This is a genomic window from Psychroserpens sp. SPM9, assembly GCF_025153525.1.
GTDB lineage: Bacteria > Bacteroidota > Bacteroidia > Flavobacteriales > Flavobacteriaceae > Psychroserpens.
The window spans coordinates 736,636-761,707 of record NZ_JANZNR010000001.1; the positions used below are offsets into that span (position 1 = coordinate 736,636).

General features: G+C 34.8%; 23 protein-coding genes and 1 tRNA gene. 16 read left to right on the forward strand and 8 right to left on the reverse strand.

Annotated features, from left to right (window positions below):
* Positions 1 to 6: 6 nt before the first annotated feature.
* The 5 genes from N4270_RS03200 to N4270_RS03220 are packed head-to-tail and all read left to right on the forward strand — an operon-like array spanning position 7 to position 8,749.
* On the forward strand, positions 7 to 1,056 hold the full coding sequence (locus N4270_RS03200; protein WP_260095357.1) for a polyprenyl synthetase family protein: 1,050 nt from the start codon (positions 7 to 9) through the stop codon (positions 1,054 to 1,056).
* A 30-nt stretch (positions 1,057 to 1,086) separates the two neighbouring features.
* Complete coding sequence (locus N4270_RS03205) at positions 1,087 to 2,535, forward strand: hypothetical protein (protein ID WP_260095358.1); 1,449 nt, start codon at positions 1,087 to 1,089, stop codon at positions 2,533 to 2,535.
* Between the two features lie 33 nt (positions 2,536 to 2,568).
* A complete protein-coding gene (locus tag N4270_RS03210) occupies positions 2,569 to 6,411 on the forward strand; it encodes a hypothetical protein (protein ID WP_260095360.1) in 3,843 nt (1,280 codons plus the stop codon).
* Between the two features lie 11 nt (positions 6,412 to 6,422).
* On the forward strand, positions 6,423 to 7,700 hold the full coding sequence (locus N4270_RS03215) for a hypothetical protein (RefSeq protein WP_260095361.1): 1,278 nt from the start codon (positions 6,423 to 6,425) through the stop codon (positions 7,698 to 7,700).
* A gap of 17 nt (positions 7,701 to 7,717) precedes the next feature.
* Positions 7,718 to 8,749 (forward strand): ComEC/Rec2 family competence protein, encoded by a 1,032-nt coding sequence (locus tag N4270_RS03220; protein WP_260095362.1) that lies wholly within the window; start codon positions 7,718 to 7,720, stop codon positions 8,747 to 8,749.
* A 22-nt stretch (positions 8,750 to 8,771) separates the two neighbouring features.
* On the opposite strand, the gene N4270_RS03225 is transcribed toward N4270_RS03220, so the two are convergent.
* The 3 genes from N4270_RS03225 to N4270_RS03235 form a co-directional block, all read right to left on the reverse strand.
* On the reverse strand, positions 8,772 to 9,104 hold the full coding sequence (locus tag N4270_RS03225; protein ID WP_260095363.1) for a single-stranded DNA-binding protein: 333 nt from the start codon (positions 9,102 to 9,104) through the stop codon (positions 8,772 to 8,774).
* A gap of 500 nt (positions 9,105 to 9,604) precedes the next feature.
* Entirely contained in the window at positions 9,605 to 10,255 is a 651-nt protein-coding gene (locus N4270_RS03230; protein ID WP_260095364.1) for an NYN domain-containing protein, read from the reverse strand.
* A gap of 270 nt (positions 10,256 to 10,525) precedes the next feature.
* Complete coding sequence (locus N4270_RS03235; RefSeq protein WP_260095365.1) at positions 10,526 to 11,464, reverse strand: IS1595 family transposase; 939 nt, start codon at positions 11,462 to 11,464, stop codon at positions 10,526 to 10,528.
* Positions 11,465 to 11,569: 105 nt separating this feature from the next.
* On the opposite strand from N4270_RS03235, the gene N4270_RS03240 reads away from it, so the two are divergent.
* Positions 11,570 to 11,782: a hypothetical protein gene (locus N4270_RS03240; RefSeq protein WP_260095366.1), complete on the forward strand. Its 213-nt coding sequence runs from the start codon at positions 11,570 to 11,572 to the stop codon at positions 11,780 to 11,782.
* Between the two features lie 255 nt (positions 11,783 to 12,037).
* On the opposite strand, the gene N4270_RS03245 is transcribed toward N4270_RS03240, so the two are convergent.
* Positions 12,038 to 12,448 (reverse strand): hypothetical protein, encoded by a 411-nt coding sequence (locus N4270_RS03245; RefSeq protein WP_260095367.1) that lies wholly within the window; start codon positions 12,446 to 12,448, stop codon positions 12,038 to 12,040.
* A 37-nt stretch (positions 12,449 to 12,485) separates the two neighbouring features.
* Positions 12,486 to 12,559: transfer RNA gene (locus N4270_RS03250), tRNA-Gln, on the reverse strand.
* Between the two features lie 443 nt (positions 12,560 to 13,002).
* Between N4270_RS03250 and N4270_RS03255 the strand changes: the two genes are divergently transcribed.
* Genes N4270_RS03255 through N4270_RS03265 form a run of 3 tightly spaced genes read left to right on the forward strand, consistent with a single transcriptional unit; the run spans position 13,003 to position 15,240 of the window.
* On the forward strand, positions 13,003 to 14,112 hold the full coding sequence (locus tag N4270_RS03255) for a hypothetical protein (protein WP_260095368.1): 1,110 nt from the start codon (positions 13,003 to 13,005) through the stop codon (positions 14,110 to 14,112).
* A gap of 14 nt (positions 14,113 to 14,126) precedes the next feature.
* On the forward strand, positions 14,127 to 14,477 hold the full coding sequence (locus tag N4270_RS03260; protein WP_260095369.1) for a hypothetical protein: 351 nt from the start codon (positions 14,127 to 14,129) through the stop codon (positions 14,475 to 14,477).
* Between the two features lie 58 nt (positions 14,478 to 14,535).
* Positions 14,536 to 15,240, forward strand: a complete 705-nt coding sequence (locus N4270_RS03265; RefSeq protein WP_260095370.1) for a GIDE domain-containing protein — start codon at positions 14,536 to 14,538, stop codon at positions 15,238 to 15,240.
* Positions 15,241 to 15,245: 5 nt separating this feature from the next.
* Here N4270_RS03265 and N4270_RS03270 read toward each other — a convergent pair whose 3' ends face one another.
* Positions 15,246 to 15,710, reverse strand: a complete 465-nt coding sequence (locus tag N4270_RS03270; RefSeq protein ID WP_260095371.1) for a CBS domain-containing protein — start codon at positions 15,708 to 15,710, stop codon at positions 15,246 to 15,248.
* Between the two features lie 106 nt (positions 15,711 to 15,816).
* On the opposite strand from N4270_RS03270, the gene N4270_RS03275 reads away from it, so the two are divergent.
* Positions 15,817 to 16,626, forward strand: a complete 810-nt coding sequence (locus N4270_RS03275; RefSeq protein ID WP_260095372.1) for an NAD(P)H-binding protein — start codon at positions 15,817 to 15,819, stop codon at positions 16,624 to 16,626.
* A gap of 69 nt (positions 16,627 to 16,695) precedes the next feature.
* Positions 16,696 to 17,385, forward strand: a complete 690-nt coding sequence (locus N4270_RS03280) for a hypothetical protein (RefSeq protein WP_260095373.1) — start codon at positions 16,696 to 16,698, stop codon at positions 17,383 to 17,385.
* Between the two features lie 68 nt (positions 17,386 to 17,453).
* Here the strand turns inward: N4270_RS03280 and N4270_RS03285 are convergent, their stop codons facing one another.
* Positions 17,454 to 19,520, reverse strand: a complete 2,067-nt coding sequence (locus tag N4270_RS03285; RefSeq protein WP_260095374.1) for a M13 family metallopeptidase — start codon at positions 19,518 to 19,520, stop codon at positions 17,454 to 17,456.
* A 114-nt stretch (positions 19,521 to 19,634) separates the two neighbouring features.
* Positions 19,635 to 20,159, reverse strand: a complete 525-nt coding sequence (locus tag N4270_RS03290) for a hypothetical protein (RefSeq protein ID WP_260095375.1) — start codon at positions 20,157 to 20,159, stop codon at positions 19,635 to 19,637.
* A 151-nt stretch (positions 20,160 to 20,310) separates the two neighbouring features.
* Between N4270_RS03290 and N4270_RS03295 the strand changes: the two genes are divergently transcribed.
* From N4270_RS03295 to N4270_RS03315, 5 genes are all read left to right on the forward strand, one after another.
* Positions 20,311 to 21,276, forward strand: a complete 966-nt coding sequence (locus N4270_RS03295; RefSeq protein ID WP_260095376.1) for an NAD-dependent epimerase/dehydratase family protein — start codon at positions 20,311 to 20,313, stop codon at positions 21,274 to 21,276.
* Positions 21,277 to 21,344: 68 nt separating this feature from the next.
* Positions 21,345 to 22,964 carry a hypothetical protein gene (locus N4270_RS03300; protein WP_260095377.1) on the forward strand — a complete coding sequence of 540 codons (1,620 nt, stop codon included), beginning with the start codon at positions 21,345 to 21,347 and terminating at the stop codon, positions 22,962 to 22,964.
* Positions 22,965 to 22,981: 17 nt separating this feature from the next.
* Complete coding sequence (locus N4270_RS03305) at positions 22,982 to 23,596, forward strand: hypothetical protein (protein ID WP_260095378.1); 615 nt, start codon at positions 22,982 to 22,984, stop codon at positions 23,594 to 23,596.
* Positions 23,597 to 23,775: 179 nt separating this feature from the next.
* On the forward strand, positions 23,776 to 24,348 hold the full coding sequence (locus N4270_RS03310) for an RNA polymerase sigma factor (RefSeq protein WP_260095379.1): 573 nt from the start codon (positions 23,776 to 23,778) through the stop codon (positions 24,346 to 24,348).
* 4 nt (positions 24,349 to 24,352) lie between these two features.
* Complete coding sequence (locus N4270_RS03315; protein WP_260095380.1) at positions 24,353 to 25,072, forward strand: tol-pal system YbgF family protein; 720 nt, start codon at positions 24,353 to 24,355, stop codon at positions 25,070 to 25,072.

Consider the following 25,072-nt stretch of genomic DNA (forward strand, 5'->3'; position numbering starts at 1 on the left):
AAATACATGTCATTACCTAAATCACATCCTTATCACAAGGCGATTGAAATTGTAAAAGATGACTTTTTAGCCGTAGAAAATTACATGACCAACCTCATTCAAAGTCAGGAAAAATACTTAAATGAGGAAGAACAACTCTTCTACAAGAAAGGCAAAAAGTTAAGACCACTACTCTTTTTATTAGCCGCAAAAATAGCATCTCGTAATCCTAACGAAATACTAGCCGAAAAAGTGCATGCAGGTGCCGCCTCCATAGAAATGGTACATGTAGGTAGTTTAATCCATGATGACATTGTAGATAAGGCACCTATACGACGTGGCTTACCAACAATATCAGCATCTAGAGGCTATGAAATAGCTCTTATTATTGGTGATCTTCAATGGATTAAAGCCACAAGACTGATGTCCAGTTTTATGGAAACCAAAGAAGATATCCTATTAATGAAACGATTCCTTGAAACAGGAGAAGAAGTTTGTAAAGGGCAGTTAGATGAAATGCTTAGAGAACCTGAAGAAGATATCAATACCCTTATAAATAGATACTACCGAACTATCGACAGAAAAACCGGGCAACTTATTTCTTTCGCTTGTGAAGGTGGTGCTCGGATTGTTAACGGACAACCATCAGTGGTTGGTGCTTTACAAAGATATGGCACTTTAATGGGTCGTGCATTTCAAGTAATGGATGATGTGTTTGATATCGTAAGACCTAATTCCACTTCAGGAAAAGAGCAATTAATTGATTTAAAACAAGGAAGGTTATCCTTACCAATTATCTATGCCTTAAGAGCATTGCCAAAAGACCATTTCTTGCAAAACATACTTAAGAACCTTCCTTTAACTGAAGAGCAATTACATGAAGGAATCTCTATTATAAAAAATGGAAATGGCTGGATTGAAGCCGCTTCTGAAGCTCGTGGAATCGCTTCAAAAGCAATCAGTCAATTAATGCTTCTCCCTGAAAGCCCTTACAGAAACATTTTAATTGAACTGGCAGATTTCACTGTGAACCAAGGAATCTTTGATGAACACGAAATAGAAACAAATACCAATTAAACAACATATAAACCTTTAATAAACAATATTATGAAAACTAATCAACTACTAGGAAATGACGATTGTAGCCTCATTGACAGATTATGGAAATTCTTATCAGACCCTGCTTCAGATAAATACTATATCAAAAACATTATAAATGACGGTTTGAAAGTCCCAAGTTTGGGTATTGACATCGCTCCTTTTGCAACTGTAGATGTTGGAGACATCCCAAAACAACAAATGTTTAAGGAACCTGTAATTGGTTATATGAATTTGACAATGACCGATACTGTACTCAGCGGAATTGGCTCTTATTCTAGTGGCAATCTTACCTGCAAAGCAATATCTCCAACCGATACGCAAGTCGATCTTAATGTTTTGTTTAGTTCGGTGGCTTTTTCAGGAAAATATGATGTTGGATCAGGTGGGCTTGCTGGATGCGCCTTAGCCACAGGCGCTGCTCTTACTGGAGGCCATGTACACGGTAGCACTTTGGCTTCTGGAGTGACTCCACCAGATAACAATGTTGAATTGGCACAGTGGTATCGAGATGTTGCATTGCCGAAATCTGAAAATGGTAAAACCTTAGTTGGCGCTTATTATACACATCAAGACACCATTCAAAAAGTGCAATTAGCAAACAATAATATGTCGCAGCAATACCGACAAGTATTAGCGCAGTCGCAGCAAGCACAAACCAAAGGCGCGGTCGTAGACGCTACAACGTTCTATCAAGAAGAACAATCAGGATCAAATCCTCCAGGATCTGCTCCTAAAGTAGGAAATGGAGACCAATATTCTGGTGGTTTTGCAGCTCATATTGCTTTGGTAAAAGCTACAGCATATATGATGGGGTCTGAAGGCTATACACTTGAAGACAGCAACGATTATAGCGAATTATTAAATGCAATGAGTCAATTTGATGATAATATCCTTGCGTTTCAAAAAACCAATCCTACTGAAGTTGATACAACAACTATAATGCAATACGTAGCAACGGCGACACCTGTAAACGCTGATTCTAAAATTCCTGTTTTTGAATTTACTCAAGATAAAAACGGTGACATTACGGCAACTCAAGTTGGAGAAAAAGACACATGGCCTTTAAATACAGCTTTATACGATCAAACATACGCTGCCAGAGTCGAACCTCTAGTAATTAGTCCTGAAGACACCTTCAATATTGATGGTAATTTTAGCGATGCAGCTCAACAATTAAAAATTGGAGTCACAGTTGATTTTTCTAATGCTACAGGAACTTTAGTAGCTACAGCCAAATCCATAACAATGTCTTTAGGAAGTCTTAAAATCACCATTTCAGACAGCGGATGGAATGGTCATGAATCCTTATATGACAAAATCGCTTCTTGGATTGCAAACAGTAAGTTTTTCCAGGATATCCTAAAAAGCAAAATGCATAAAGCGCTTAATAGTCAAAGCACATTAGATAGTTTCTCTAAAGTATTAAACGCAGGTATTAAAAAGCTGGGGCTCTAGAATAGATTCATAAATAAATTAAAACCAAAGCAGATGAGTTTTTCTAACCTTACCGAACTATTAAACTTCTTAAAAGGATGTGTGAACAGTAATGGAACTCAGTTTTCCTTAACCATAGGGAAAATTGGTTCTGAAAGTATTGATCATATTATCAAAAGCTATCTGTCAAGCAATCAAACTGCATTAGTTCTTAAAGACCCAACAACACCTTCAATTTCTGAAAACCATATAAGTTTTAGTGGTGTTATAGATACTTTATTAGGACTAACCCCTGCGTTAATTGATCTTGAATTTGGCTTAGATGGTACTCAAAAAGCGACACTTATTGTAAGTTTAAGTCCTTTAAGTTCAAAACAACCAAACCTTAATAAAAACTGGACATTAGGAACATCGTTTCCTATCTGGGCTACCTTAAAATCACCACTTTCAAAGTTAGAATTTGCAACTCCAGTATTCTATATCTCTTCGATATCGAGTCCTGCTACATCAACGCACCCAACGCTTTCAGAAGGGTTAAACTTTACGGCTGCTGAACTTGAATACAAAGGAGTCTTGGCGATATTGAATAATTTTCCAAGTACATTTAAATTTAAACAACTACATGGAGGTTTTAAAAACACCTTAGAAACTCCTTATGTTACAATCAGTTCAGATCCTATAAGTCCAATACCGATAGCTTATTTGGATATTCCATTTGTTTTTTCGGCGGTTAGTGAAAAATACACTCAAAGGGGAAAAATACCAACAAATCCTCCTGACATAAGTACGTACCTTCAGCTGTCATCAAGCATTAAAATTGGAAGTGTTGTTATTCCTCTAAAAATGCAGTTCACTCAGCTTGGAGCTGTAATTGCTTTAGTTGCTGAATTGGAAGGCGTTAGTAATTATGCCCTTTCTGAATTTAAAGCGCTTATTAATAAAGCACCCATTGGTAATTACTTAAGCCAATATGTTGATATCGGAAACACTGTCGGGCTTAGAGATCTTGGTATAGTTTTAAGCACAAGTCCTTTTGGACTCGCCGCCATTTACTTAGATTTAGGCACAACAGCTCCTTTGACGGTTATTAAAAATTATGTAGAAATTCCAGACATATCTGTGAACTTCTGGGTAAATGACCCTCAAAACACTAAAGATATTACAGCAACAATCAAAGGTCAATTTAATTTTTTAACTGATGTTCCTGTAGATATTACAGCTGTTTTTCCGCAAATGATTTTTAGTGGAGGCTTAGAACAAAACAGTAACCTTACCATTAAAAATCTCTTTCAAAAATTTATCCCATCTGTTAAAAACATACCAGATATTACCATTGCCAACCTGTTTGTCATGGCTAATTTAAAGGAAGAAAATTACAACTTTAATCTAAACGTTGTCAGTGAATGGAAAATTCCTATAGGTATCGCTGCGTTTCAATTAAAAGAAGCCGAAGTGGCATTATCGTACCAAAAAGGTGCTAAAGGATTTGGCGGTGAAGTTTCTGCTAATGCTGCACTTTTCAATAGTTCTAATACTGAAATTGCCTCATTCTATGTAGACTGGAATTTACCTAGTGATTTTCTTATTAAAGGTGAATTTCCTAAAATCAATCTTTCTGATCTTGCAAGCACATTAACAGGAGGATATTTGAATGCAACAAATGGTCTCCCAGAAATTGAATTAGAAAACTCAACAGTTTCCATCACAATAGGTGAAGCTGGTGTTTCCAATTATTATGATTCCAATTATTATGAAGTAATGGACGCCAATACCACTTATGATTTTTCTCTTAGCACAGAAATCGATGTGGATAAAATAGGCAAAGCAGATTTATATTTTGAAATTAAAAAAACATCTGAATTAGGCTTTATAACTGGTCTTGTAGTGCAACCTAATTGGACGCCTGCTTCTATATGGTCTGGACTCAAAGGTGTTTTTGACATCTTGGTTTTGAAAGAAGCCGGACTTATATTGTCTTCAATTGATGATTCAAATTTTAGTCCGCCAAATTTTGAAAAACTACCTTATAAACCGGACGCCATTCAGCCAGGAATTACATTCTTTTCAGAATTAGAATTAAAAGGTGACGCGTTATCACTTATTGGAAAATTATTTGATTCTGATATCACACTTCAACTCTATGCTTTTGTAAATCCGAAAGATCTTAGTACTTCAGAAATTAAAGCTACCTTACCGGGTTCTCAAGGACAAGGCATTATCACCTTTAACGGGCTCACCATTGATATGAAGCCAGGTGCAGGAGAATTCTCTATTGATGCTTCTGCAATTTTAAGAATTCATGGTGAACAATTAACGGTTATTGGCTCAGGAGTTTTACATATAACTCCGCCGTCAGCAACATTCTCTCTAGATATTCATTGCTGGAAACACCCTTTTGGTATCAAAGGGCTTACCATAATAGATTTTGGTATTGGTGTTGGGATTAATGATACAGGTGTTACTATGGGGCTTCTTGGAAATTTTTTAATTGGTGAAGCAGGACAGGACCAATTTAAGTTTCTAATAGGTGGAGAGATTATTGATTTTGAAGCTCCTGGCGCTTTTGTATTTGGTCTTGATGATACAGATCCTAACAATCCATTAAAGATTACAGATTTAATTCAACAATTCACATCATTAAATTTAAGTGAAGTGCCGCTTCTCAATGGTCTTGCTTTTAAAAATATTGACTTTTATGTAGTCGATGATCCCAATGGCTGGCAGGCTCCTAACGGACATTTCTATAAAACAGGTATAGGTGTTGATGCCGATATTTTATTCTATACCTATGAACTAAAACTATTGATGGAAGTCAATTTTGATAAAGGAATTATTGCCAATGGGAGTATTAATAAACCTATAAGTATCCTAGATATACTCACAATATCAGATGCAACTGGAGATAAAGGTCCAAATGCTTCAATAGATACTACTAATCTAAGCCGGTTAAGCACTGTAAACGGGCTATTAAATGATGCTTGGGTAACGGCAAAAAATGACGATGATTGTACGGTTTCAAATATGGACCGCCTATTATATCCGGAAACTTTTACATATCCTGAAAACAGCTTGCCTGCAGCCGTTGGTTTTTTACCAATTAATATTTTAAGATCTGATATGGAAGCTGATCCATACTTTAGTTTTTCTGGCGGAATACAATTTTTAGGACTAACAGAAACATTTTCAGGATCTGCCACAAGTGATGGCTTTGAAGTGAATTTTCATGCTGAATTAGCAGATTTGTTTAGAGCACAGTTTATGTGTTCTTATGCCAAAGGTAAAAGCTTTACTGGATCTGCTCAAGGTCATTTTGACCTAAGTTTAGATTTTCCTAACGGTTTATCAATAGACGGAATACCTATTTTACCTGCATTTTCAATTCACGGACCCAATGCAAGTTTAGATATTGCTTGTGCTATTAATTTAAGCGACCCTTATCTATCCTTTGATTTAGATTTTAATTGGGGAAGCTTTCATTTTAATCCCAAGTTTAGAATCGATGCAAAAGCCGTTGTAGATTTACTCTCTAACCTTTGGGAGCATATTAAAAATTGGATTAATACCAATTTAAAAACATTCTTTAAAGACCTTTTAAGCGATGTTACAAAATTTGTGGAAGCCATTGCTAACGGTGTACTCAAACTAGGTCAAGATGCCTTTTTTGTGGCCAGAGCTCTTTATAAATTTTTCAAACAAGAAATAACTGCTGTCGCTAAATTTTTATACCACGAAATAGAGTTTGGATTTACAGCTGTAGTAGAAGCCTTAGTCAAAGTATTTGATGTAGGGATAGACGAAGTATTGCGAATAATGGAAGCCATCGGAGAACAGTGTGCTGTTGCTTCAGGAGACCTTTTAATTGGAAGTGGTGACCCTATAACAGAAAATAACTTTTAAAAATAAATATTATGGCAAATTTTGATATGGCTGTTGGAATAGACGGCGGAACAATGGATCAAGGAAGTAAAATTATTTATGAAAAACTGTATCCAAAACTGTTTACAGGAAGTCAAAAAATTAAATTGGAAGGCATTGATTTTACTGTGGGATGGAATGTAAAATCGGCACCAACATTCACCCTTTCGGCACCTAGTAATCCCGAAGCATTAATTCGTGCCCATTTAATGGACTGGAATCATCAATATCCTGTTGAAAAACAAACCATAGTTGAAACCTATTTGAACTCTATGTCTGGCAGTATTTTTCAAATGAACATGAAAGATGTTGAGATGACTGTTTCCAGTACGAGTCATTCTGGAACCGATCAGGTAGATGTAACTATTATCGTTGAAGCTAGCAGTACTAACGGAGTTATGACTTTAAACCCAATCAAAGCAACAGGAAAAACAAGTAACCCATCAGATCAATCATTAATCAATTCTGTTATTCTTCCTCAGGCAATGACAATGGCTAGAACTATTTTAAGCGGTATTAACCTTCCGCCTCTAAAATTTGGTGATGTTAAGCTTACGGCTCCTAATTTGATAGTAACTCAAAATCATATTGTAGCTTTAGCTAATCTGGAGGGCAAATCTGTTCCGGCTCCACCATTTCCTTCCTCGTGGCCATCAAACCCGTTTTTTGCACTCTTAAGTAGTGATGCTAAAATGGAAATGGCAAAAACATCGACCAGTTATATTAACGGGAAATCATTTGGGAAAAGTGGTAAAATTGGTTTTAAAATAGGCGACTTACATTATGGTGCTAAAATAACAATGGGAACATTAAGCATCGCTGACGCTGGTGCAACATCCATTAAATTTGAAACTACAGGAACTGGTAATGTAAATGCCGGAATTAAGATTGGATGCACAAATATTGGTATTAATTACGATTTATATGCCAAACCAAAACTAGCTGGCCAAATAGATCTTAGCATCGAGAATGGTGTAAATATTGTGGCTAAAACCTCAAAAACGGATACCTTCGTACTGGTTTTAAAACCTTCAGGAAATCCTATAGAATGGATTTTGTCAGCAATAACCGACCCACTATTACAAACGATAACGGCTGCATTTTCACCCTTAATTAGCACGTTATTTAATGGGTATTCCTATAATACAGGACCTTTACCTTCGATCCCAATTGCAATAGACGGCATTACACTTACAGCAACTCCAACAGGTGTGACACTAGGCGACTATAATGGTATGATGAGTGCCACAGGTAATATTAACATTTCATAAATTAAAACCACAATATTATGCCACCTACTACAAAATTTATGAGTTCAGGAAGTGTGAGTTCTGCAAAAGCTATGACAGTCGATTTTATCAACGTTGGGCAAGGAAATGCTGTTCTGGTGAGTTTTCCAAATGGAAAATTTCTATTGGTTGACTGTGGTTCACAAAAAACTAGTTTAAGTGGAAAGCCATTTACTCATGCAAGAGACTATATTACTAAAGTAACTAATGGCAGTCAAATTGATACCGTAGTTATTACTCATGGAGACACAGACCATACTGCTTTTATTCCCTATCTACAGGAAACTAAAAGTCCGGAATATGTATTTTATGGCGGAAAACGATCACATTTAGATGCCGATGTTTTAAAATGGATTCAAGGTTTGGAAAAAACTAAAAAAAACGTGTTCTACTATAATAAAAATTATTCTTCTTTAGCTCCTGATGCCGAATATGGCTCACCGACCAATGATGGTGAACCTGAGGTTTACACCCTATCAGCAAACTTTGATGGAGGTGATCCTAATTCGAACAGTGTTGTTTTATTAATCGTTTATGGAAGTCAAGGCGTGTTATTAACTGGTGACGCTGATGTATCTACCGAGAATTTTATTATTCAAAATATTCCAAAAGTCATTCTGAAACGATGTACATTGTTTATGCTAGCACATCATGGGTCATATTATTCTACGGGTCAAGCTTTTCTAGATATTATTACACCAAATTTTTCTACAGTTTCTGCTAGTGGAACCAATAAAGCGTATGCACACCCAGATTGTATAATTATGGGTATGTTATCTAAAAAAGTTTTGGATGGTGCCATCAATCATGGAGTAATTTGTAGTGATGGTAAAAATTTACCTTATAAAAAATCGAACACAACCAAAGCTATAATAACAACGGCTACCAATGGAGATATTCGTTATGTAACGGATGGTACTAATTATAAAATTTTAGCTAGTTCTACTAATACTAATCGTTTTATGATGCCTATGGAAGAACGTGCCATATCAATTAAGGAAAACAAAAAAAGCCCAAACTATCATATCTAGTTTGGGCTTATAAATTAATTGTTTATTTCCCTAACATTAAAAGTTCATTGCAAACAATTTCAGTCACATAACGTTTTTGACCATCTTTATCATCATAGCTTCTTGATGTTAATTTTCCTTCAATAGCAACCTCTTTTCCTTTGGTTACATATTTCTCAATAATTTCGGCGGTTTTACCCCAAGCGACTACATTGTGCCATTGCGTATCGGTTATCTTTTCGCCTTCTGCATTTTTATAGCTTTCATTTGTAGCTATTGAAAATTTGGCTAACATTTTTCCTGATTCAAGATTAATGATTTCTGGATCATTTCCTAAGTTTCCGATTAATTGTACTTTGTTTCTTAACGTATTCATAAGATAAGGTTTTAATTATATTGAATGTCATTTGTTCGATTCAACACTGCAAATATGAAACAGCTTGCAAATGTTAGTCGGTAGTTACTTGCTTAAAATCGTTTGTAAATGTTTGTAGTCGTTTGTACATGTTTGTAAGTTTTTGACCCACGGCATCTATATACAATTTACCACAAGTTTCTAAAGTTTGATTTATAAGTGAAGATTATCACTTTTTTTGAAGTACGTAATTCATTTAACCCTCTACCGTTTACCGCTAATTCAGTAAATCTGAGATTGAGCATCTTGCCGACCATTCAAGGTCTAATTAAACTATTACAGTCAATGAACTTGACAAACTACATCTATAATTCTACTAACATTATAGACTTATTTGTCCTTTTTGTCCTCTTTAGGTTGAGGAATAGACACTTTTAGAACATCGTCTAATGTGCCTCTTATTTTTAAGCTGTCTTTTTCGACTGGCTTTTTTTCTTTCTCGTTATTCATGTTATTAAGTATTAAACCGCCCACTCAATAGGCTTTCTGAATTTAACATCTTCAACCTCAACTACATCATCTAGCATGGATTTATTCCATCTCGGCTTATATTTACCCATATCAATAACCGTACACCCAAAATTTTGCAAGGGACTTGCAAATTGGGTCGGAGGGAATAAAATCATTTGCTCAACTTCTTTATGAATCGTATTTATTAATCTTAGTGGTGGTAAAAAATCACTGTCAGCTGATACAAGAACAACCTTATCACAAGATTTATTATAAGAATCTTCAATCATTTTAACCGCTAAATTAACATCTGTTTCTTTCTCTTCCCAGTGCATATAATTTCCTCCACAACCACTTCTTACTCTACATGTCATTGGTTTATCTGTATATCTTCCATAATGAATTTTAAGTTTGTCTTTATTGATTTTTTTATTTATTTCCATCAACATATTTTGACGCTTGGTTTTACCATAATTTTTAGGTCTTGCAGTAAAATACCTAACCAAAGTAAGCTCTTCATCTTCTTTTAAAAATTGTTCAAATAGGGAAACAAAATCAATCCAGTAAAACTTTCTCCAATCAGGTTTATGTTTTGACATTCCTTTAATTCCGTAATAAAAATTGAAGCCATCTACATAAAATGTTACTCTTTTTTTTTGCATAAGTATCTGCATTAAAATTATTTACACCAAAGATATATTAAAAAATAAAATATGTATAGGAAAGTATAAAACAAAAAAAAGCCCCTTGTTTCAGAGGCTGACTAAAGTAATAGAATACTTTAGGGTGCGTGCTACTACATCTGAGTAACAGTACAAATATACAAATAATATGTTAAACTTTATGCATTTAATCGATAAAATATGTACTTCAGCAGAAATATATGCATTTCATCGAGTGATATGTTTTTTTAACACTTGTTTTAACAATTATTACAAATCATTTATTAATCGTTTGTAACTCAAAACACTCTCACTCTCAACCAAAAACTTCTCAAAACGCTCTTGACTAGATAATGTACGAGTATTAAAACGCGCGCTAAATTCATCTAAATAACGCTCTAAATGTTTCTCGCTTACTTGGTGGTATACACCGTATAAACCACGCTTTAAAACGCTCCAAAAGTTCTCTATTGAATTCGTGTGAACGTTCCCCTCAACATAAATATTAAGTGAGTGTTTAACGTTGTCATGTGTATAACTCTTTTTTAAGTGATTATAAACTGGTGCTTCATCTGAATATATCGTAGAACCTTTAGGAACATGCTTACTAATTAAACTCCCAACATTGTTTAAATCAGCACTAGGTACATGCTTTAAAACAACTTTACCATTTCGCTCAATGATACCTATTACCATTTTCTTTGGTTGGTACGGTTTACCTTCGTTGGTAAATCTGTAATCCTCTTTAGAGCGTTTTTTACCGTAATGTCTGTTTTTGTTGTTTCCGCCAATATAAGCCTCGTCAACTTCTACCATATTATTTTCTCCTAACATTTGCGGAGACTTCTCTTTTAGCATTTCTCTAATTCTATGTAATACGTGCCAAGCTGTTTTTTGTGTGATGCCTAAATCTAAAGCAAGCTGAACAGAACTAATCCCTTTTTTATGTGTTGTAGCTAAAAATATAGCTGCAAACCATATTCTTAAAGGAATATTAGAATTATGAAAGATCGTTCCAGTAGTGACTGTGAAATCCTTTCTACATTCTTTATCACCACATCTAAAGCCTCTTTTAGTTGTATAAACTTTTAAACTCCCGCAATGCGGACATGCCTCTTCTCCATTCCAACGGATTTGTTGGTAGTAGTCTCTACATGTTGATTCTTCTTTGAAGTAATCTAAAAGCTGCGGAAGTGATTTAAAGTTCATGGTTGTTGGTTTTGATATATACAAATATATACGTATTATTTTGCAATATCAAATATATTTGCATTTATTTACGTATTATATTGTAATTATTTATAAATTTGTATTGTGATTAGAGACTTGAAAAGTTTATATGCTGTTATAGTTGAAAACAAAGTCGTTGTCTTTGAGACTAATCTTAAACTATTTGTTGAGAAGTTTAACGAATTGGAAAAAGAATCGAGAAATTACGACTACTATTATAGACAGTTTAAGAAAAAAGAAACACTAGAGTTTGAAAATACTAATGGTGTCAAATATCACTTACAAAAACTTTTGTAGTTTTGTAAAATACAAAAACGCCAGAGGGTTCAGTCAATGGCGTTTTAATAGTAATCTTTTGTAGTGTTTAGGATTTTTGGTTATGAATCAAGCCCTAATATCTCTTGCAGCGATGTATATATTTGCAAAGCCTTTCGATTACTTGGTAAATAAAAGAGGTTGAGTATACTAAACTCGATTTAGGAATGGCTAATGAGACCATCTTCAACCCCTCTCTCATCTACGGTATTTTAAAGCATCCTATTAGGATGCTTTTTAATTATATACATTGTTACTCGGTTTAACAAAATATCTATATTTCTTACCTACTTTAGTTGCCCCAATAATTCCATCACGATAAAGTCTAGAAAGTTTTATTGTAGCAATATTAAAGGCTTTAGACTCATCAAACTCATTATCTAAAGACAATAGGGTTTTAGCAACATCTTCTGCTGTACCTTTAGTTATATGTTTTAAAGCATAAAGCACTTTTTCTTTCTGAACCCATTCTTGATCGTATCCGTCACTCATAGCTGTAAAATCATGAGCAGGCTCATTAAAAGGGATTGATGTTTGAGGTTTAGAATCTGCCTCATATCGCTTCTTAAGAAGTCTTACTGCCTCTAAAGTAGCAACCAAATCTTTTTCTTCTTGCAATAGCTGTTTGTAGAATAGTTCCTTGTTCATGTCGTTTATTTTTAGTATATTTGACTCTTATAATTAGAGTCGGTGGCGGGATTCGAACCCGCTAATCCTCTCCTGCAAAAAGAGACACCTTAACCGTTTGGTTACACCGACAACAATTGTATTTTATCAAAGAAAAATAGGATGTTAATAGTTTCTCAGGACTAGCATCCTTTTTTTTATTCCTTCTTGTCTACAAAGCTACAAAATATTATTGAATAACATAGAAAGTAAAACAAATTTTTTTGTATTTATTTTTATTTCACTTTATTTAAAAAAATAAGTACGTAAAATTCACACTATCCTAGTGTTTACATGACAAATACAATTTTACAAAATAGTTTTGTTGTGTATAACAAAACATACAAATAGAGTTATTTAGTGTTAAATAGTATTGTTTTTATATACTTTGCTTATATCTAAATAACTCTATTTAATATAATCAATCTATAAAGTTTATCAAGTACTTTGTGGTAAGTAGTATATAGATGCCTGACCCACAACCTTTTAACTCAAATAAGCCTCTTTTTAAAATAAAACACTTATCTTTAATTATCATGAAGTTTTATAATCAATATCGTTTATATTTTATCCTTTTTTTGCTTTTGGGATGCTCAAAACCAGATGTAGCGCCCTCTTCAACTTATAATGACAATGACAACGAAACAGGCGGTGGTTCTAATAACTCAAACCCTTCTGGATTAACCATTGATAATGAGTTACGGCCTTTTTATGATAGCTTTATTGAAGCCATGCAAGAACGTGGGCAAAACTTAGGAGACTTACCAATAAGTATCGAATTCGTCAATCAAATATCGGCCCCAAACAGCAGTCAATTTTGTGCTTACGGCTATCCTAATTTTAATAATACAGGAGCCGCAAGAGTGGAAGTCATAAATTCATTTGGTTGTTGGGATCGATGGACAAGCATTCAAAAAGAAAATTTAATGTATCATGAGTTTGGCCATGCGCTCCTATCTAGAGGTCATATGGCAGGTTATTTGCCCAATGGCTCCGAACGCTCTTTAATGTGTAGCAGTAGCGATTGTAATAATTACCGAGTCTATACGGTGTATCAAGAAGTACAAAGAGATTATTATTTAGATGAATTGTTAAACATAGGCATTGCCATTCCTGATTGGGCTGTAGAAAAAAACTATACCGCAACATTACTCGAGGATTCATTTTCAGATATCCAAGACTGGGAATTTGAAACCGAAACCGTCAACGGAGAGAGTAGCACAAACCCGTATACTTTTTTTATAGAAGATACTGAATATTTTTCACCTCCGTTTGCGCTCGGGATAGCTTCAGAAAGTAACTCAGAAACTGCAACTTATGGCCATTGGTATAAGGATTATACGATTGATAATAGTAACGACTGTTCGAATCTTATCGTAAAAACGGACCTAAAGTACAATGGTTTAAATGAAGGTTTATTTGCGGTTATTGTAGACCTTTATGATACCGTTGATACCGATTTAGAGTTTGCTCAATATTATACTATTTTAGATACTAATTCGTCAACAACTGTTTTTGAAAACTTCGAAACTAATGTCATTTGTATTCCAAATGAAACCACTAAATTTAGAGTTAGGTTTTATCTAGAAACACAATCGGCTTCAACAGTTTATATTGATAATCTTGAAGTTGATTTATACGAATAAATTAGATATAGATTATGCAAAAACAATGTCCAGAATGTGGCACCAAGATCGTCGGTAGAATTGATAAGAAATTCTGTAGTGATGCCTGCCGAAATTCCTATAATAATGCCATTAATAAGGATTCTAAAAACTTGATTAGAAACACTAATAATCGCCTTCGGAAAAACTATCGCATCCTGGAAGCACTCAACCCTGAACAAAAGAAAAAAGTCTCCAGAGCACGACTCATTGAACAAGGATTTGATTTTAATTATTTTACGAGTATCTACACCACAAAAGCAGGTACAATCTACTATTTTGTGTACGACCAAGGGTATTTACCTCTGGAAGAAGATTACTTTGCCCTTGTTAAACGAGACAGTTAATTTACTGTAACAATTGCATAAATCTCACGACCTATAAGCACTAACCTATCCTTCTTAAATGAACGCTATTTTATTTATCCCTGTTGTTTTGGTTTTAATTTTTATAAGTGTGGTCGGACTCATCATCTTCATAACTTATTATTTTAGCAAAAAGCAGGTTATTATTAGAACCTTATCAAAAATTCCGCGCAAACCTGCATCTAGTTTAAAAACCAATGAGCTTTCAAAAGTCACCGGCAAGGCTTTACATGTTACAGCGCCATTAATTGCACCTTATACCGAACGCAAATGTGTATTTTACCAAATTAGGATTCAGCAAAAAGTAAGCTCTGGGAAAAATTCACGATGGAAAACCTTAGTCCGTGAAGAAAAATTTCAAGATTTTTTTGTCGACACAAATAATGATTTTGTCATCGTAAAACCTCAAGAACATCCGCGAAATTACATTTGTTATCTGGTAAAAGACAGCAAGCAATCGTCGGGTACATTTGACGATCCTACACCACAATTTGAAGCAGTTTTGAGACGCTATAATATTAATCCTGAGAATTTCTTCGGATTTAATAAACGTCTGCGTTATGAAGAAGGTATTATCGAAATTGGCGAACGCATCACTGTGGCAGGTATTGCAACATGGAAAACTTTAAGCGAACCTATTTCTGAATATCCCTATTCAAAAATTGCGGCTTTAGAAAATGATCACAAACAAAAGCTAATCATCACCGATTTACCTGAAGTCATCAACCAAAGACGAAGCTTATAAAAGCATTATTTCCAGTTTTGACCTTTCAATTCAATGGCCGCTTTTAAAATATCTTTCTGACTTATTTGCCCGACTAATTTGCCGTTTTCTACAATAGGAAAACGCCTAATTTTAGATTCTAAAAATTTATTAGCCGCATCAAAAACGTTCATATTACCATCAATGGTTTCTACGTTTTTTGCCATTCGGTTTTCAACGGTATGTTGCTCCATAGGCATATTATAATAACGACTTTCACTAATATCCTTCAAACAGTCACCTTCCGAAATAATGCCCACCAATTCGTTATTTTGATTAACTACTGGTCCGCCAGAAATTTTATTTTTAATCAATATTTGTATCACTTCTTCAACCGTTTGTTCCGGTTTAAACGTAATTAAATCACGTGTCATAAAATCATTGACCGTAATTGAAGTTGCTTCAGCAGTATTTTGCTGCTTTCGTGCGCCTTGAAAACTTTTTATGCCCATAACCAATTTTTTTTGTGTTGACTTAAAGTTACTGAAAATAAGTGAATAATACCAACCTGTACATTCAATCGATAATTTGTAAATTACAGACTTATTAAAACCACACATGACACATCAAAAAATTGCTGTTATTGGCTGCGGTTGGTTGGGTTCCCCTTTAGCAAAAACACTTGTTAAAGCGGGTTATAAGGTTCATGGCTCTACAACAACCAAAAGTAAATTAGCGGTATTAGAAGCGGCTCAGATCAAGGCGTTTTTGATTCAATTATCTTCGGAAGGCATCACTGGTGATCTTCAAGCATGTCTTTCGGGTTGCGAAACATTAATTCTAAATATCCCTCCTGGATTGAGTAAAAATCCCGACAAAGATTATGTTCAACAAATGTCTTATGTCGTCAAAACCATTGAAGCTTCTTCCGTAAAACAGGTCCTTTTTATAAGCTCAACTTCAGTCTATGACGATGAGGAAAGCTTTCCTATTATCACCGAAACTTCAGCTACCTCCGCTTCAAAAAAAGCTGCGCAACTCATAAAGGTTGAACGTCTTTTTCAGCAACATAAAAGCTTTAAAACGACACTTTTAAGATTTAGTGGATTATTTGCAGAAGACAGGCATCCAGCACGATTTCTTTCCGGAAAAACAAACCTTAAAAATGCTGATGCTCCCGTTAATTTAATTCACCGAGAAGATTGTATTGCCATCATTATAACACTTTTGCAGTTAGACATTTGGGATGCTACTTTTAATGCCTCAACACCAATACATCCTACAAAAAAAGACTATTATACTTCGGAATGTAATCGCCTTCAAATAGCGATTCCTGAGTTTGATGAGACCAAAAAAAGCCAAGGAAAAATTATAGATTCAAACACATTGGTACGCCTTTTGAATTATGATTTCAAAGTAAAACTTTAACAATTAGCAGACTTTTAAGAATATATGCCATTTAATTTTTTAGTTTTGGCGCTATAAATTATGAATATCATGAAAAAACTTATACTTCTTTTAGCTTTAGCAGCTACCTTTGGTGCAACTGCACAAACCAAATCAGAACTCACTAAACATTTTGAAGCCTACTATAAGCAAATGAAAAGTCAAGGAGATGTACAAGGCGTTATTAACGCTATGACACATCTTAATGTTCTACAGCCTAGTCAGGCACGATTAGATACCTTAGCTTACATTTATGCTTCAGAAAACAGAAATCTTGAAGCTCTAAACACCTTAGGTATTGATCAGAATCCTACAGATACAGATATGAATACTGAGGTTAAAGCGATTGCATTAAAAGCTTTAAATCAACCACAACGTGCTCTGGTTTTTTATGAAGAATTATTTAAACGCAGTGCCAATTCCTATTTGGCTTACGAAATTGCCGATCTTAAAATTCAAACTAAAGATCTTGCAGGCGCTAAAGCAAAAGTAGACTATGGTTTGGTAAATGTAAAACCAGAAGAAAAACGCGCTTATTACGAATCTCAAAGGCCTTATGAAGTCTCTCTTAAAGGCGCATTAACCTATTTAAAAGCGTTGATTTTATTCAATATGAATCAAACAGATAATTTAGATGCTGCCATTGGTTTGTTAGATGAAGCACTTGCTTTAGATGCCAACTTTAATCTTGCTAAAATTAGTAAAGATGCCTTGGTCGCTAAAAAAGAAGGCAAACAATAATTATTGTTAATTAAGACAAAAAAAGCACCCAAATTGGGTGCTTTTTTTGTGTTGTATAACTAACAAAATTACCAGATTCTAACGCGCTTTTCGGGAGCTAACCACATAGCATCACCTTCTTTAATATCAAATGCTTCGTAAAATGCATCGATATTTTTAAGCGGTTGTGTCGCTCTTACAACACCTGGAGAATGCACATCTGTTTTTACCTGAGTCTCTAAAGCGTCTGGTCTACTTAAGGTTCTCCAAACGGTTGCCCAAGACATAAAGAAACGTTGTTCGGCAGTAAACCCATCGATATCTTCTGGTCTTCCATGTTCTTCAAAATACAATTGTAATCCATCATAGGCTCCAAGTAAGCCTCCTAAATCACCAATATTTTCACCTATTGTATTACGGCCATCAACATATAAACTGTCCCCTAACTGTATTGCAGAATATTGTTCGACAAGCGCATCACCTCTTTTGGTAAATTCGGCTAAATCTTCTGGTGTCCACCAGTTCACTAAATTCCCATCACTATCAAACTGAGCTCCCTGATCATCAAATGCATGTGAGATTTCGTGACCAATTACAGCTCCGATGCCTCCATAATTTACAGCTTCATCTGCAGTCCAGTTATAAAAAGGCGGTTGCAAAATTGCGGCTGGGAAAACAATCTCATTATTTAGTGGGTTAAAATATGCGTTTACCATTTGTGGAGGCATATTCCATTCGGTTTTATCTACTTTCTGACCTAAGTCTGACAAGGTTTCTTTTAGATTCCATTCAGAAAAAGCCATCATATTTTCAGCATAACTATTACCTTCTTTAATCATTAACTCTGAATAGTCTCTCCATTCATCAGGATATGCAATTTTAACTGTAAATTTATCTAGTTTTTCAATAGCTTTAGCTTTAGTAGCATCACTCATCCAATCTAATTTATCAATTCTGGTTTTGAATGCTGTGATCACATTTGCAATCATTTTTTCTGCTTTTTCTTTTGCTTCAGGCGGAAATTTAGCATCGACATATAATTGACCAATAGCCTCACCTACACGTCCAGTCACATGATCCATTGCACGATCTTCGGCAGGTCTTTGGGTTTCTGTACCTCTTAAAGTTTTACTGTAAAAATCCCAGTTTGCTTTTTCAATTTCAGTAGATAAAAATCCGGAAACACCATTTAAAGTATTCCATTTCATTATCGTTTTTACATCTGCAATTGGTGTTTCTGTTAATATATCCTGAAGTGCTTTCATATAACGAAGCTCTACCACATAAACTGTATCTAGTTTTTGCTGAACACCAGAATCCTCTAAGAACTTACTCCAGTTAACAGCTGGTGTTAATGCTGTAAGTTGTTCAATACTTCTAGGGTTATTAAAATTACTAAAATTACGTCTTTCAGCTTTATCAAATTGCGGCTCGGCCAATTTGGTTTCTAAGGCTAAAATCATCTCAGCTGCAGCTTTCGCTTCGGTTTCGTTATAATCAATAAACTGCATCATTTTGGTCACATGATCAACATATTGTTGACGACGCTCTTTAGATTTTTCATCTTGTAATACATAATAATCACGATCTGGCAATCCTAATCCGCCTTGAGTAATATATGGTGCATAAATACTACTGTCGTTGATATCTGGAAATATCGAAAGATTAAAAAATGGTGCCCCAACACCCGTAGTTTTGGCATATACCGTTTGCATATCAGAAATCGTTTTAATACCATCAATAGCTTCCAGTAAAGGCATTAAGGGTTTGGTTCCTAATTCATTTCTTGCCATCGTATCAAGCTCAGATTCAAAAAATAAAAGTGCTTTTTTCTGATCTGATCCTTCTTCATAGGCATTTAACTCTTTTGCTCCCTTAACAATGTCTAACACATCATTGCGTGTTGATTTACGCAATACGTTAAAGCCTCCCCAACTGGCTTCTTCCTCTGGAATACTCGTTGTTTTCATCCAGGTACCATTGACGTAATTGTAAAAATCGTCTTTTGGATTCACAGAAGTGTCCATGTTTTCGAGAACAATTCCAGGAATTTTCTCTACTGAGGTAATCTCTTCTTTGGGTTCTTCCTTACATCCTATCAAGGCAAAAAGTCCCAACACAGAAACTACCAAAATACTTTTGATATTGGTTTTCATAATTGTGATTGAAAATTAAATTTGATTAAAATTAGTTACTAATTAGAAGTCTCAGCAGGTCTTTTGTTACATATTAACAAAACATTAAGAGAAATTTCTACTTACAAATTAGTACTATTCGGGCTTTAGTATGTTGTTTTTTTCAAACTCATACTTCTTATTAATCTGTAAATTAAGGTGAGACACCGTTACCAACAACTCTTTGATAGCTATTAGTTTTTGCTGCTTAGGTGTATTATGTAGCTTTAAAAAACTATTCAATTTTTGAGCTTTGGTCTCTAGAGCTGTTATCCTAGCCATAATTTCATTGGTTTGTAATGCTTTGGGCATTTCGGCACTAAACTCCAGTAAGAAGGTTTTTAATAGTAAAGGATCGCCTTTAAAAAAGGCTAAATCTCCTTTTTTTAATAAGTCGATTTGAATATTAAGCTCTTGAAATTTTTGCCAATCGTTAACCCCTTTTTGAGATTCTGAACTTAAACCAAAATCAACATATTTTAAAGCTTCAATGTCTTTTTGAGTAATGGTTTTAGCATCTGTTTGTTCTTGAGTCTCTACTATGACTTCAGAACTTTTATCGTCTTTACACTGAGTAAACAATAATAAGCTAATTAAAAAAAATGCTAAATTACGTATCATTGGGCATATGAATTTCAGGGTAAATATAGGCAAAGCCACTAAATTCTAATTGCAATTAACAAAATTTAATATGCTGTTAATTTTACCATTTTATGTTTTATGTAGTTCTTATTCTTATTACTTTTGATGAACATTTAAACATCTTGCATCTATGCCTAAAGTATTAATAATTGGTGCCTGCGGACAAATAGGATCTGAACTCACATACAAACTTCGCGAAATTCACGGTAATGATGCTGTGATTGCAAGTGATATTAGCTATAATAACCTTGACGTTGTCAACTCTGGAATATTCGAAATTGTTGATGCACAAGATTACAGTTCTGTAAAAATTTGTGTCGAAAAATATCAAATAGATACCATTTATTTAATGGCTGCTATGCTAAGCGCCACTGGAGAAAAATACCCGATGAAAGCTTGGGATTTAAATATGAATTCTCTTTTTCATGTTTTAAACTTAGCTAAAGAAGGCTTTATTAAACAAATTTTCTGGCCCTCAAGTATTGCGGTTTTTGGACCTACAACACCTACTTTAAACACACCTCAACACACCACTATGGAACCTACAACAGTGTACGGTATCACAAAACAAGTTGGTGAACGTTGGTGTGAGTATTATTTTAAAAATTATGGGGTTGATGTAAGAAGCTTGCGCTATCCTGGTATTATTAGCTGGAAAACCATGCCTGGAGGCGGAACGACAGATTATGCTGTTGAAATCTATCATCAGGCCATTCTTGATGGGCATTATCAGTCTTTTTTATCTGAAAACACCGAGCTTCCGATGATGTTTATGGATGATGCCATTGACGCTACGATTAAATTGATGCAAGCGCCTTCAGAAGCGATTACCATTCGTTCATCTTATAATTTAGCAGCCATTAGCTTTACACCTAAAGAGATTTCCGAAGCTATTAAAAAGCATATTTCAAATTTTGAAATCTCTTATGAACCCGACTTTAGGCAGCAAATTGCCAACAGCTGGCCAAAGTCTATTGATGATTCTTCAGCCAGAACAGACTGGAACTGGAACCATAAGTATGATCTGGAAAAAATGACTTCTGAAATGATCAATCAGCTACGTAAGAAATATCAGAACTCTAAAATTAATTCTTAAAACTTTGATGACATTTTAACTGTTGGGAGATGTACCTACAAAGAGGTATTAATCTTAAACATTATAAAATGAACTCAAAACTTATTCCCTTAGCTTTAACTTTAATTGGAGCACTTTGCTTTGGTGGAAGTTTCTTTGTGTCTAATTCGTCATCTGGTGATTTAGATATTGAAATTGATAAAACAGCGTTTATAATGCCTGCTGCACATCGCGTTTATGCGAATCCTGATGCTCTCAACGGGAAATACTACTTATTTAAAGCAAAAATCACCAATACAAGTGACGTGACTTTAGAAGATGTTACGGTAAAATACCGCATTCCAGATTATATTGACTGGACAGAACTTACGGTATCTGGGGAAATGTTTCCCGGACAAACCTTGGTGATTCCATGTTATCCAAAATTTAAAGACAACATCACCGAAAAAACGACGGAGTCTATGGAAAAAGCCGAAATTGAAATCTCCTGGGATGGTGCTGAAGACGATGATATTATCGAAGAAGAATTTGCGTTTAAGCTTACCAATCGCAACGAATATGTATACACCGGAATAAAAAAAGAAGAAATAAGCACCTGGAGTGATGTTTATGACAATGATGCTCTTATTGCTTGCTTTGTAACTCCTAATGATCCTATTGTCAAATACTACACACAAAATCTTCAGGAAAAATTAATGAAAGGTGAGGCTGCATCAGTTTCAAAAAAACCAGAAGATGGGGTTAAGTTCTTAGCAGGAATATACGAAGCTACTAAAAAATCACATATGGTTTATAGTGGCACTAAAGGCATACCGCAATCTACAGATGATGTCGCTTCCATGATACAACAAGTGAGATTACCTCGCGAAGTGATTACTGGAAATACAGGCTTATGTATAGAGTTAAGTTGTTTGTATGCGAGTGTACTGTCTGCCGCTGGTATTGATCCTATAATTTACATGGTTCCAGGTCATGCATATCCTGGTTTTAGAATGAATGGTCAATATTATGCCATCGAAGCCACTGGAATTGGAGGTGAAGGACTCGGCAATATTATGTCTGCAGAAGATGCTTTTAAACAAGGTCAAAAACAACTTCAAGAATTTATGCAACGATCGCAAAGTGGTGATCCTCGCTATACCATTGTCGATGTTCATGCTGTCAACCAACAAGGCGCAACCGCCATGGATTTAAAAGACAACGATTTTATGCGAAAAAAAGTAGATGATATTGTAGCGTCTTGGTCAAACGGACAACCTGTAACCCAAGACAACACGTCTACCAAGCCAAACAATAGAATTAACATGCCAGATAATCGTATTAGAACAACCAATGCCCTTTCATTTTCAATTCCTAACGGCTGGCAAACCATGATGCGTCCTGCTCCAGACATGCCCATTCTTACTGCGCAAGTTGTGGCACCAGATCAAATGACAACGGTGAGTATTTTTGATATTCCGGTTTCTAATACACAACAAGCCATGGCAGCTATCAACCAATATTTTTACAATTACGGTATGGAAATGCAATACCAATCAAACGGAAATGCACTTGCAGGGCAAACCCACTCTGCAAATGGTACTTTTAATTGGGTGGGGAAAACCTTAAAAACACAACAAGGAATTCGATTTGTCGCTGTTGGAGCTCCCGATTATCTATACAATCAAAATTCAGGAATTATTAATCAAGTCTATAATAGCATCCGATAATTTTAAAATACAATATTATGAAAACAATAATCACATTTATAGTTGCTGCCTTATTAGTCAGTATAGGATATTCACAACAGTCTAACCAAAAAATAGAAATGGTCATTGATGCTATTGGAAATGCAAAAATTAATATTTCAATGACGATGAATGCAGCACAATGGCAACAATGGAATGGCACATATGGTGCCAACCCTTCAGCTCTAAAAAGAGATATGGAACGCAGTATGCCTGCTTATATCGTTGACGATTTTAAGCTAGACAAAGACGATATGAATCGCTCATTTAATTTGAGTTTGAATGCTTATGGGGTTTGTAAAATTGACAAGCGTGGACGATGGATTATGGATACCGATCAAAAAGATGCACAACTTACTGAATTAACAGAACATAAATACATGTTAGTAAGTAGTCCGCCAGAATTTGGAGGAACAGTACAGCAAACCTTTATTATTGAATTTCCTGAAGCTGCCGAAGACATCAAAATTGATAAGGATTCTTTTGGTAAATCGATATTCGAATTTGAAATGGAAAACCCTTCCACATCTTTTAGCTTATTGCGTTGGTCTGGTTTAATATTACTGCTTCTTGGCGGAGGTTGGTTAGGAAAAAGCACCTTGTCTAAAAATTAATGATGACATTTTAACCCTAATTCGATGTCTGATAAATAGAACATTATATCATAAAAACAAAATAATCGTTTCAAAATTCAATATAAAACTGGTCGTTTAACGTGTAAAATTAGATTTGATAGCATAGTATTTGTTGGAAAATGAAATAGTTGTATCTTTCTCTTGCTTAGCTATAAAACATGGGGGAAGCTTACAAAATTAACCATCAACTACAACTAATTACAGCTATTAAAGACAATAATTCTATTGCCTTAAAAGAATTCTACACGTCAAATTACCCAAAAGTTGAAGCATTAATTTTAAAAAATAGTGGATCGCAAGAACATGCAAAAGATGTGTATCAAGAAGCGTTTATTAGTATGTGGAATAACGTTAGAAACGAATTATTTACCCCTCAAAATGATTCGGCATTACAAGGGTATTTATATCAAATTGCTAAAAACAAATGGATGGATGTTCTACGATCAAAACGTTTTAAAACCACTCAGTCTTTGACTGAAGAACGCACCTTGTTTTTAAAGCAAGACGATACTATCGAAGAGGACACCTATGATGAAAAACTAAACATAACCATGACCGCTTTCAAGGATTTGGGTCAGCCTTGTAAAGATTTATTAAAGACCTTTTATTTTGAAAAAAAATCACTGCGTGAAATCGCTTTGCATTTAAATATTGAAGAGACCTCTGTGCGTAATAAGAAATACAGATGTATGGAAAAATTACGAGCCATTGTTCTAGCTTCTAAATCATAAAAAATTGAAAGATAATAGCAACATATCACAAGAATTATTAGAAACCATTGAACGTTATTATAACGATACAATGTCTAAACAAGAACGCTTGGACTTTGAATTACGGTTAGATGAAAGCCCTGAGTTTAGAACTCAGGTTGAAGACATCAAAACTTTAATTTTAGGTATTGAAAACCAATCGTTAAAAGAGCAACTGGATGTTTTTCACAAAGACATCCCTACAACCCACTCTGAAACACCAATGGCATCAGGTGTTTTTACGTTCCGGAAATTAGCTGCAGCTGTCGTTATACTTCTGGCCGTCACTGGCTTTTGGTGGTTTAGCACGCCTCAAAATGACAAATTGTATAGTAAGTATTTTACTCCAGATCCTGGTCTGCCTACAACCATGAGTAGTCATTCTAACTATGATTTTTACGAGGCTATGGTCAATTATAAACAAGGTGATTACCAAACAGCCATAGCAAAATGGGACGCCATACAACCTAAAAATGACACCTTGAATTATTTTTTGGGAGTTGCTTATTTAGCAGATAAAAATGAAACTAAAGCCATCGGTTTTTTAAATGAAGCGACTCAAAATACAGATTTCCCATTGTTAAATGATGCCTACTATTATTTAGGCTTAGCGTATTTAAAAGATGGTAACATTGACTTTGCAAAAAAGAACTTACAGAAGAGTTCAAATGAAAACAGTAAAAAGTTACTCGAAAAATTAAATTAA

Excerpts from the sequence above, each read along its gene's own strand:
- N4270_RS03200 (WP_260095357.1), top strand. The coding sequence starts at position 7 with ATGTCATTACCTAAATCACATCCTTATCACAAGGCGATTGAAATTGTA.
- N4270_RS03205 (WP_260095358.1), top strand. The coding sequence starts at position 1,087 with ATGAAAACTAATCAACTACTAGGAAATGACGATTGTAGCCTCATTGAC.
- N4270_RS03210 (WP_260095360.1), top strand. The coding sequence starts at position 2,569 with ATGAGTTTTTCTAACCTTACCGAACTATTAAACTTCTTAAAAGGATGT.
- N4270_RS03215 (WP_260095361.1), top strand. The coding sequence starts at position 6,423 with ATGGCAAATTTTGATATGGCTGTTGGAATAGACGGCGGAACAATGGAT.
- N4270_RS03220 (WP_260095362.1), top strand. The coding sequence starts at position 7,718 with ATGCCACCTACTACAAAATTTATGAGTTCAGGAAGTGTGAGTTCTGCA.
- N4270_RS03225 (WP_260095363.1), bottom strand. The coding sequence starts at position 9,104 with ATGAATACGTTAAGAAACAAAGTACAATTAATCGGAAACTTAGGAAAT.
- N4270_RS03230 (WP_260095364.1), bottom strand. The coding sequence starts at position 10,255 with ATGCAAAAAAAAAGAGTAACATTTTATGTAGATGGCTTCAATTTTTAT.
- N4270_RS03235 (WP_260095365.1), bottom strand. The coding sequence starts at position 11,464 with ATGAACTTTAAATCACTTCCGCAGCTTTTAGATTACTTCAAAGAAGAA.
- N4270_RS03245 (WP_260095367.1), bottom strand. The coding sequence starts at position 12,448 with ATGAACAAGGAACTATTCTACAAACAGCTATTGCAAGAAGAAAAAGAT.
- N4270_RS03255 (WP_260095368.1), top strand. The coding sequence starts at position 13,003 with ATGAAGTTTTATAATCAATATCGTTTATATTTTATCCTTTTTTTGCTT.
- N4270_RS03260 (WP_260095369.1), top strand. The coding sequence starts at position 14,127 with ATGCAAAAACAATGTCCAGAATGTGGCACCAAGATCGTCGGTAGAATT.
- N4270_RS03265 (WP_260095370.1), top strand. The coding sequence starts at position 14,536 with ATGAACGCTATTTTATTTATCCCTGTTGTTTTGGTTTTAATTTTTATA.
- N4270_RS03270 (WP_260095371.1), bottom strand. The coding sequence starts at position 15,710 with ATGGGCATAAAAAGTTTTCAAGGCGCACGAAAGCAGCAAAATACTGCT.
- N4270_RS03275 (WP_260095372.1), top strand. The coding sequence starts at position 15,817 with ATGACACATCAAAAAATTGCTGTTATTGGCTGCGGTTGGTTGGGTTCC.
- N4270_RS03280 (WP_260095373.1), top strand. The coding sequence starts at position 16,696 with ATGAAAAAACTTATACTTCTTTTAGCTTTAGCAGCTACCTTTGGTGCA.
- N4270_RS03285 (WP_260095374.1), bottom strand. The coding sequence starts at position 19,520 with ATGAAAACCAATATCAAAAGTATTTTGGTAGTTTCTGTGTTGGGACTT.
- N4270_RS03290 (WP_260095375.1), bottom strand. The coding sequence starts at position 20,159 with ATGATACGTAATTTAGCATTTTTTTTAATTAGCTTATTATTGTTTACT.
- N4270_RS03295 (WP_260095376.1), top strand. The coding sequence starts at position 20,311 with ATGCCTAAAGTATTAATAATTGGTGCCTGCGGACAAATAGGATCTGAA.
- N4270_RS03300 (WP_260095377.1), top strand. The coding sequence starts at position 21,345 with ATGAACTCAAAACTTATTCCCTTAGCTTTAACTTTAATTGGAGCACTT.
- N4270_RS03305 (WP_260095378.1), top strand. The coding sequence starts at position 22,982 with ATGAAAACAATAATCACATTTATAGTTGCTGCCTTATTAGTCAGTATA.
- N4270_RS03310 (WP_260095379.1), top strand. The coding sequence starts at position 23,776 with ATGGGGGAAGCTTACAAAATTAACCATCAACTACAACTAATTACAGCT.